Source organism: Mesorhizobium sp. M2E.F.Ca.ET.209.01.1.1, from assembly GCF_004010375.2.
GTDB lineage: Bacteria > Pseudomonadota > Alphaproteobacteria > Rhizobiales > Rhizobiaceae > Mesorhizobium.
Genome location: NZ_SADP02001238.1, coordinates 1 through 287, shown reverse-complemented (window position 1 = coordinate 287; position 287 = coordinate 1). Strand labels below are relative to the sequence as shown.

Here is a 287-nt window from a genome sequence, read left to right as displayed (position 1 = left end):
CCGCCCTCTTTGCGCAGCCTGGTCAACACGTCGCGGCGTATGCAGCACGACAGCGATATCCTGTCCTGATCCGCCCACACCATGCCACCATAGCCGCCCGGAAACACCAGGAGCGGCATGAGGTCTCGAGCGAGCGACGCTCCCCTGAAATGGGCCTTGAAGCCAAACAGATCGGATGCCGCGCTGCTCTTCTGGAGATTGGTTGGCAACCTGCCCTGCCCCCAGGAGCCATGCGCCGCAATCACCACCTGCCCGCTAAGGCTTGTCTGACCCTCCCTGTTGGCGAT

At 63.1% G+C, this 287-nt stretch carries 1 pseudogene; it reads right to left on the bottom strand.

The features are described from left to right. Positions 1-287, bottom strand: a pseudogene (locus tag EN852_RS42075) (monooxygenase); the annotation flags it as partial.